Below are 7,680 nucleotides of genomic sequence, written 5' to 3'. Positions count from 1 at the left end.
CCCTTTAAGACCCCACGCTTCGTGGAGTTCATCGCGGAAATGCCCAAAACCCCGACATCAAAAATCCAGAAGGCCAAGCTACGCGCCACGCCGCCCGGCGCGGAACGCTACGACCATGAGGCGGATTGAATCGATGACCTCGTGGACCGATCCCATGGCCGATGACCATACTGCCGCGGCCCGACAGTCGGCCGTCGACCAGCAAGTGGCAGTTATGCACAGTTGGCGCTTTATCCACAAACACCGAATTGACGAGTGCTGATCGAAACTTTGTTCGATAGCCTGTCCGCATGAGTTCCGTCGAGTCAGCACTTCCCGTGGATGCGGCGCGCGGACAGATTCGCGCCGACCTCGAGCTGATCGACGCCGCCTACGTCCGGCTTCGCGGAACGTCGACTGATCTGGTGGGCAACGCTTTCCGCGTCCAGGTCGCCGAGCGACTGGAGACGTTGGGCCGACTCAACCGCGGGCTGTCGTACCGCATGTTCGCCGAAATCGCCGATCCCGCGGACGGGCCGGACGACCCCGCGCTGCCGTCTGACGTCGCCATACGCCACCTGCTGGGCTCGCGTCTGCGGATCACCGCCGGCGAAGTCAAGCGTCGATTTCGCACGGCGGTGCGAATTTCCCCGCGACGCTCGCTGACCGGCCCAGCCCTGCCGCCGGAATTGCCGGCGTTGGCGAAGGCTGTCGCAGAAGGCGCGCTCGGTGACGACCACATCGCCGCGGTTACCCGGGCCTTGGACGTGCTGCCGTCGGCGGTCAGCGTCGGCGATCACGAAAAAGCCGAGCGCACGCTGGTCCGCCACGCCAGGAACCAGGACGCCAAATTCGTTGCCGCGGTGGGCGAGCGGATTGCCGACTGTCTCAATCCCGACGGCAATTTCTCCGACGAAGACCGGGCGCGGCGCCGCGGCGTGATGCTGGGCCGGCAAGGTATCGATGGCATGAGCCGCCTGAGCGGATGGCTGGATCCGGAGGCGCGCGCCTATCTGGAGGCCGTCACCGCGGCCGTGCGACCAGGTCGTCATGTGCCGCAGACGAGCGACGGCTGCCCCGACGAAACCGATCGCCGCACGCCTCCACAGCGATGCCACGATGCACTGAAACTCGGACTGCGCCAGGCGATCTCCTCAGGAGCGCTGGGGTCCCATCGCGGCGTCCCGGTCACCGTCATCGTGACGACGACGCTGGCCGAACTCGATCGGGCCGCTCGCGCGGTCGCCGATCCGCATGTCGCGATGCCGCCACCGGCACGCACCGGCGGAGGCAGCCAACTGCCGATGCGCGACCTGATCCGAATGGCCGGCGACAGCATCCACTACCTGGCTGTGTTCGAGGATCACTCAGAACGTCCGCTGTACTTGGGCCGTAGTAAACGCATCGCGACACTCGACCAGCGCATCATCTGCTACGCCCGCGACGGCGGATGCACCCGGCCCGACTGCCTGGAACCCGGGTACCATTGCGAAGTCCACCACGGCAAGGACTGGGCCAACGGTGGTCGCACCGACGCAGACAGCCTGTATTTCCTCTGCGCGCCGGATCATTCCGAGGTGACGTCCGGAAACGTCACGACGACGATCACCAACGACGGCCGACTCGCCTGGGGCGACGGCACCGGGCCTCCACGAGTCAACCGGATTCACCACCCCGACGAGTTACTCGACGACGAAAATGACCCGTGAAATGTCCCGGCAACGTGCCGTACGCGTCGGCCGGGACGGTAGGGTCGGGCGTCGGAACGGACGCGAGGTGAGAAGCATGGTCAAGGGCACAAACCTGCTGGGGGAAAGCGTGTTGACCGTTGAGGACGAGCAGTAATGGCAAAACTTTCCGGATCCATCGATGTCCCGCTTTCGCCCGACCGGGCCTGGCAGCATGCGTCCAACCTGTCCCGCTTCAAGGAGTGGCTGACCATCCACCGGGTGTGGCGCAGCGCGCTGCCCGATCAGCTGGAAAAAGGCATGGTGATCGAGTCGATTGTCGAAGTCAAGGGCATGCCCAACCGGATCACCTGGACGATCGTGCATTACAAGCCGCCGGAGTCGATGACGCTCGACGGTGTCGGCGTCGGCGGTGTCAAGGTGAAGCTGCTGGCCAAGGTCAAGCCCAGCGGCGACCAGTCGGTGGTCAGTTTCGACGTGCACCTCGGCGGGCCGGCGCTGTTCGGGCCGATCGGCATGATCGTCGCCGCCGCGCTGAAGAGCGATATCAATGAGTCACTGCGGAACTTTGTGACGGTCTTCGCGCCGGCCTGAGCGGCTATTGTCGCACTATGGCCCGCCCGAGCCCTGGTTGGATGGTCGCGCTATTCGCTGCGGCGGTGTCGGTGAGTGCCTGGCTACCTTGGCTGACGACAAGCAGCGGCGGCGGCGGCTGGGCCAACGCGATCGGCGGCAGCGTCGGCAGCCTTCATTTGCCGCACGCCTTCGGCCCGGGTCAGTTGATCGTTGTGCTCGGGTCCACGTTGCTGGTGGCGGGCGCCATGGTCGGCCGCGGACTGGCGGTGCGGCCGGCATCGGCTGCGGCGCTGGTGATCTCGTTGGTCGAGATTGCGCTGATGGTGCGGTACTACGCCGTCAACGTGAAGCCGCCGGTGTCTGCGGCCTACGGTCTCTACGTCGGTGGTGTCGCGGCGGCCGCGGCGGTGTTGTGCTCGGTGTGGGCGCTGGCGGCAGCGCTGCGCCGCTAGTCCGACGTTACGGTGCTGATGTGCGCGCCCTTCAACGGCTGGGCGCACTGGTCGCAGGTCAACTGCCCGACAAAGGTTCGGCCGCAGCCGCGGTGGGTGAGTAGCACTGCCGGGCCCTCGGGCGCCCGGAACCACTGCTGCCCGCATTGCAAGGCGGCGATGATGGCCGGGAAGAGTGCCCGGCCCTTCTCGGTGAGCCGATAGTTGCCGTCGCGTGACGTGCACAGCACGCCGTTGGCGCACAACGTCTGCAATCGGCCGGACAGCAGCGACGGTGGAGCCTTGAGCTGCGTCTGGAAATCCGAGAACCGGCTGGTACCCAAGAAGGCACACACCAACACGGCAGCGGCCCAACGGTTCCCGAACACGCTCATGGTCTCCGGAAACAACCCGGCTTGGCCGTCACTCGATCGGCGGCGGTTCGTCCCATCGGGCACCGAACGTGGCCATGACCCGCTCGGGCCCCAGCGCGCCGCCACGTCCTTTTCGGTCACCGCCTCTCCGCAGGCCCGGCAGGTCAACGTCGGTGCGAAGTAGCTGCCGCACTGGGTGTGTCGCATGCCCGGAAGCCGGTTCACCTGGTCGGGAACCCAGCGCCGCTCCCATTCCCAGATCGACAACAGCACCGGCCAAAACGCGCGTCCGCGTTGGGTGATCAGGTATTCGGCGCGTACGGGCCGCACCTGGTATTCCTGGCGGTCCAGCAGGCCACTGTTGGTCAGTACCTGCAACCGGTTGGCCAGCACCGTATTCGAGATAGGTAGACGCTTTATGAAATCGCCGTACCGAGTCGCGCCCAACAATGCTTGCTGGATGATCAGCAACGTCCACTCGTCGCCCAGCAGACCCAGGACGCGGCCGACCGCGTTGGTGCCGCCACGGTCCAGAGCCGTGGGCTCAGACGTCATGCCAACGGCGCAACAGCGAGCCCGCCGCCCAGGTGGCGTGGGTTCCGCTGGAAACCCGTTCGGGCAGAGCAAGTTTGCACACCGGGCCGTCGCTGAAGCGGGCGGCGTCGAAGATCACGCAGTAGGAGGCGTCGGCAGCCATGTCAGTAGTCAGCGTGATCAGGTAGCCGTCGTCTTCGGCGGCGGGTTTCGGCCGGGGCGCCATCGCGGCCTCGCTGCCGTACACCCCTTCGGCAAAACGGTAGTGCTGCTCGCCGCCGGTACGCAGATCGTGTTTGACCAGTCCGTCGAACAAGAACCACCCCGGCTTGCCGGCTGCGGCGTAGGCGTAGCGGTAGTTCGCCGCGGCGTAGTCGGGGTTGATCGTGCCGAATTCGCTGACCGAATCCGACATTTGCTCCTCGGCGACTTGACCGGTGACCAGATTGAATCGCCACCGGTGCAGCCGGGTCTGCAGGCGATCCAAGGCCAGGAAGCGAAACAGCTTGTCCCAGTTGTTGCCCCCGGTGTCGACCGGTTGCGGTGCGCCTTCGTAGAAGCCGTCGAGCACAATCTCGTCGCCGTCCTCGTAGGCGTTGGTGAAGTGCAGCACGAACGTCGGGTCGGCCTCGAACCAGCGGATGTCGTCGGTGCTGCCGCGCCGCGGCACCACTGCGAAGCGCGACGGCATGTCCGGGTAGAACCGCGGCAGGTGCACGTCCTGCCGTAGTAGCTCTGGATCCCAGAACAGCGGGAAATCGTTGAGGATCACGTAATTTTCGGTGAAGGCCATGTCGTGTGGCAGCCGTGGTCCGGGCAACGGGATGTCGATGTAGTGTGCCAGGTGGTTGCTCTCGTCGACGACGCCGTAATGCATGTACGGCGCCTGCTTGCTGTAGTTGAAGAACAGCAGCTCACCGGTTTTCGGGTCGACCTTCGGATGAGCCGAAACGCCCCAGTCGACCGGAAACGTGCCGTTCCAGGTCTCCTTGCCCAACGTGTCGGCGGAGAACGGGTCGACGCGATACAGGTCGCCGCACTGGTAGAAGCTGGTCAGCGCGATGCCGCGGTGGACGATGACGTCGGTGCTGGAGGCGTCTTTCATCCGGGTGCGGGCGCCGCAGCCGCCGTCGCGCCTGGCCAGTTGCACCGGCTCGGCCAGCCCCGGCCACAGCGGCTCGCCCGCCTCGTTCTCGGCGAGGAAGCCATCGGTGCGGACAAAACGGTTGCGGTAGAACGCTTTTCCATCGCGGAATCCGACGATGTGCAGCATGCCGTCACCGTCGAACGGGTGGTAGGTCTTCAGCGCCGGATGCAGCGGGTTCTCGGTGTTGCGGAGGTAGACGCCATCGAGGTCGCGGGGGATCTCGCCCTCCACGGCGACCAGGTTGTCGGCGTCCCATTCGGTGGTCTGCGGCCGCCAGGGACCGGTCCGGTACGGGTGGTCGTCGTCCTCGGGCAGCGTCGACAAAAACTTGGCGACGACTGCTACATCATCCATCAGCTTGCCTCGTCGACCACGAAGCTGACGGTGGTGGCGGTGCTGCCGCCGAAGTTCAGCGTGCCAAAGGTTTTCGCGTTCTCGACCTGATAGTCGCCCGCCGCCCCGCTGACCTGTTTGGCCGCGTCGACGAGCATCCGGATTCCCGACGCACCAACCGGATGGCCGCCGCCGATCAGGCCGCCGCTCGGGTTGATGGGCAGCCGTCCGCCGATCTCGATCTCGCCGTTCTCGATCGCCTTCCACGACTCGCCGGGTCCGGTCAGGCCGATATGGTCGATCGCCAGATACTCACTGGGAGTGAAGCAGTCGTGGACCTCGATGCCCTGCAGATCGTCCAGGGTGACTTTGGCGCGCCGCAGCGCGTCCAGCACCGCCGCGCGCACATGCGGCATCACGTAGGGATGGTCGGCGGCGCGGTCGAGTTTCTGCTGCAGGCCGAGGCCGACGGTGCGGTGTCCCCAGCCCGCGATGCGGGCGATCGGCCGCGCGCTGGGGTGCTCGCGCAGGTAGGAGTCGGAGACCAAGACGATTCCGGCGCCGCCGTCGGTCATTTGGCTGCAGTCGAACCTCCGCAGCCGGCCTTCGATGAGCGGATTGGCGTCGTCGTCGGCGTCGATCGGATCGGGGATGTGCCATTGCCTGGTCTGCGCGTTGGGGTTTCGCCGTGCGTTGTCGAAGTTGACTTGGGCGATCGCCCGCAGGTGGGTCTCGTCGAGGCCGTATCGGCGGTCGTATTCGTCGGCGACGGTGGCGAACATCGACGGCCAGAGAAACTTCGCGTCGGTGCCTTCGTGGCCGGTCCAGGCCGCTGCGCCGAGATGACGGGCCGCTGTATCGCCCGGCACCGTCTTCTCCAACTCGACCCCGAGCACCAGCGCCGTGTCGTAGTTGCCGGCGCGCAGGTCCGCCATCGCGGCCAGCGCGGCGATGCTGCCCGACGCGCAGGCGGCCTCGTGGCGGGACGCCGGGGCGTCCCACAGGCCGTCGCACACGGTCGCCGGCATGGCGCCGAGGTGACCCTGCTCGGCGAACATCTCGCCGAATGCGTTGGCAACGTGGACCAACCCGATGTCCGCGGCGTCGACATTGGCCGCGGACAGCGTGGCGTCGACGCTCTCGCGGGTCAAGTCGGCGAAGTCAGAGCCTTCCTTGGTGAAGTTTCGGGCGAAGTCGCTTTGGTAGCCGCCGAGGACCCAGACTCCCACGTCCATAACACCGTACGTTACTCCATCTAACAGAGTGACTGCTCGGTTTCACCCCGGGCGGTCTCACCAGCTCTCGGCTGAACCGGCAAGACCTGGGCAGAAACGCAGGTCGACCAACGTGTCCGCCTCCACGGGGGCATTGCCGCCAAGGCCGCCAGGCAAACCTGTTTCGGCGACCGTCCTAGTTGTCGCCGCGTGCGACAGGGTTGTCGGGATCAGAAACCCACTGTGACCACGAGCCGGGGAACAGCGCTGCCCGGTAACCCGATACCGCGAGCGCCGCGACGGTGACCGCGGCCGTCACGCCGGAGCCGCAGTACGCGCCGATCCCGACGTCGTCGACGCCGAGCTCGGCGAGCAACTCGGCGATCCCCTCACGCGTCAGGAAGGTGCCGTCGGCGTTCAGCACGGATCCGCTGGGCAGGTTTTTAGCGCCCGGGATGTGACCGGCGACCGGATCGATCGGCTCGAGCTCACCCCGAAACCGTTCGGGTGCACGCGCGTCGAGCAGGTCGACGTCGTGAACCTGGCGTGCCGTCAGGGTCGGCAAGGCGCCGTTGTAGAGGTCGTGATGTGTGACGGTCGCATTGCCCGGTGAAGGCTCGACCTGGCCGGTAGACAGCGCGCCGCCGTTGGACCGCCACGCGGCCAGGCCGCCGTCGAGGATGCGCACATCGGCGATGCCGGCGGCGGTCAGCACCCACCACGCCCGCGCCGAGCCGGCCCGGCCCCAGTCGTCGTAGACGACTGTCGGCACACCGTCGCGGATGCCCCAACGCCGCGCCGCGACTTCGACGTCACGCCCGCGGGGCAGCGGGTGCCTTCCCCGCCCGGTCACCGAGTGGTCGCTGAGCTCGTCCTCGAGTGAGACGTAGACCGCAGTGGGCAGATGGCCCTGCAGGTACGTCGCGTGGCCATCGGGCTCGTCGAGTCGCCAGCGCACGTCGAGAATCATCACGGGCTCGTCGGCGTCGATCAGCCCGGCCAGCTCCGCGGGCGTGATCAAGATGCTTATGGCTTGAACCCCAGATCATGCAGGGCGTCGACGCAGCCGGCCAGCCAGTCGTTCAGATTCGCCGGCGGCGGACCGCCCTTGACCTCCACCTGACAGGCCGTGGCAGTGGTGTAACCGTTTCGCATCTCGCTCGCGAGGTAGGCGTGATTCTGCGGGGTCGCGAAGTAGTCGTGTTCGGATTTGTAGCCGTCTTTGTAGGACGGGCTGTTGACGTTGGCGGGCGGCGCGGCCGTCCCGTGTGGGCAGCCGCTGGCCGGGCACTGCGTCGGGTCGGAATGGGCCGGTGACGCCAAGCCCGTAGCGGCGACGGCCAGGAAAATCGCGGCCAGAATCGGGCGGTCGAACATGGGGCTCATGGTGTCACGAGTCACTCA

At 66.5% G+C, this 7,680-nt stretch carries 8 protein-coding genes; 3 read left to right on the top strand and 5 right to left on the bottom strand.

Annotation, left to right across the window (positions count from 1 at the left end; all coding sequences use genetic code 11):
* Positions 1–290 precede the first annotated feature (290 nt).
* From AC2VOU_RS15305 to AC2VOU_RS15295, 3 genes are all read left to right on the top strand, one after another.
* Entirely contained in the window at positions 291–1,688 is a 1,398-nt protein-coding gene (locus tag AC2VOU_RS15305) for an HNH endonuclease signature motif containing protein (protein WP_486958143.1), read from the top strand.
* A 135-nt stretch (positions 1,689–1,823) separates the two neighbouring features.
* Positions 1,824–2,261, top strand: a complete 438-nt coding sequence (locus tag AC2VOU_RS15300; protein ID WP_486958142.1) for a type II toxin-antitoxin system Rv0910 family toxin — start codon at positions 1,824–1,826, stop codon at positions 2,259–2,261.
* A 17-nt stretch (positions 2,262–2,278) separates the two neighbouring features.
* Complete coding sequence (locus AC2VOU_RS15295; RefSeq protein ID WP_486958141.1) at positions 2,279–2,695, top strand: hypothetical protein; 417 nt, start codon at positions 2,279–2,281, stop codon at positions 2,693–2,695.
* On the opposite strand, the gene AC2VOU_RS15290 is transcribed toward AC2VOU_RS15295, so the two are convergent.
* The 5 genes from AC2VOU_RS15290 to AC2VOU_RS15270 all read right to left on the bottom strand — a co-directional run bounded on the left by AC2VOU_RS15290 (position 2,692) and on the right by AC2VOU_RS15270 (position 7,653).
* On the bottom strand, positions 2,692–3,603 hold the full coding sequence (locus tag AC2VOU_RS15290; RefSeq protein WP_486958140.1) for a winged helix-turn-helix transcriptional regulator: 912 nt from the start codon (positions 3,601–3,603) through the stop codon (positions 2,692–2,694). The two genes, AC2VOU_RS15295 and AC2VOU_RS15290, sit on opposite strands and share 4 nt — an antisense overlap.
* Entirely contained in the window at positions 3,593–5,083 is a 1,491-nt protein-coding gene (locus AC2VOU_RS15285; protein WP_486958139.1) for a carotenoid oxygenase family protein, read from the bottom strand. Before AC2VOU_RS15285 ends, AC2VOU_RS15290 begins: the two co-directional genes overlap by 11 nt.
* Complete coding sequence (locus AC2VOU_RS15280) at positions 5,083–6,297, bottom strand: acetyl-CoA acetyltransferase (RefSeq protein ID WP_486958138.1); 1,215 nt, start codon at positions 6,295–6,297, stop codon at positions 5,083–5,085. The genes AC2VOU_RS15285 and AC2VOU_RS15280 overlap by 1 nt, the downstream gene beginning before the upstream one ends.
* A 175-nt stretch (positions 6,298–6,472) precedes the next feature.
* Positions 6,473–7,306, bottom strand: coding sequence for a sulfurtransferase (locus tag AC2VOU_RS15275; protein ID WP_486958144.1), 834 nt, complete (start codon positions 7,304–7,306; stop codon positions 6,473–6,475).
* On the bottom strand, positions 7,303–7,653 hold the full coding sequence (locus AC2VOU_RS15270; RefSeq protein ID WP_486958137.1) for a hypothetical protein: 351 nt from the start codon (positions 7,651–7,653) through the stop codon (positions 7,303–7,305). The genes AC2VOU_RS15275 and AC2VOU_RS15270 overlap by 4 nt, the downstream gene beginning before the upstream one ends.
* Positions 7,654–7,680 lie beyond the last annotated feature (27 nt).

This window comes from Mycobacterium sp. TH-M25 (assembly GCF_057473665.1).
The sequence above is the reverse complement of the archived record's forward strand: the minus strand, read 5'-3'. Positions and strand labels throughout refer to the sequence as shown.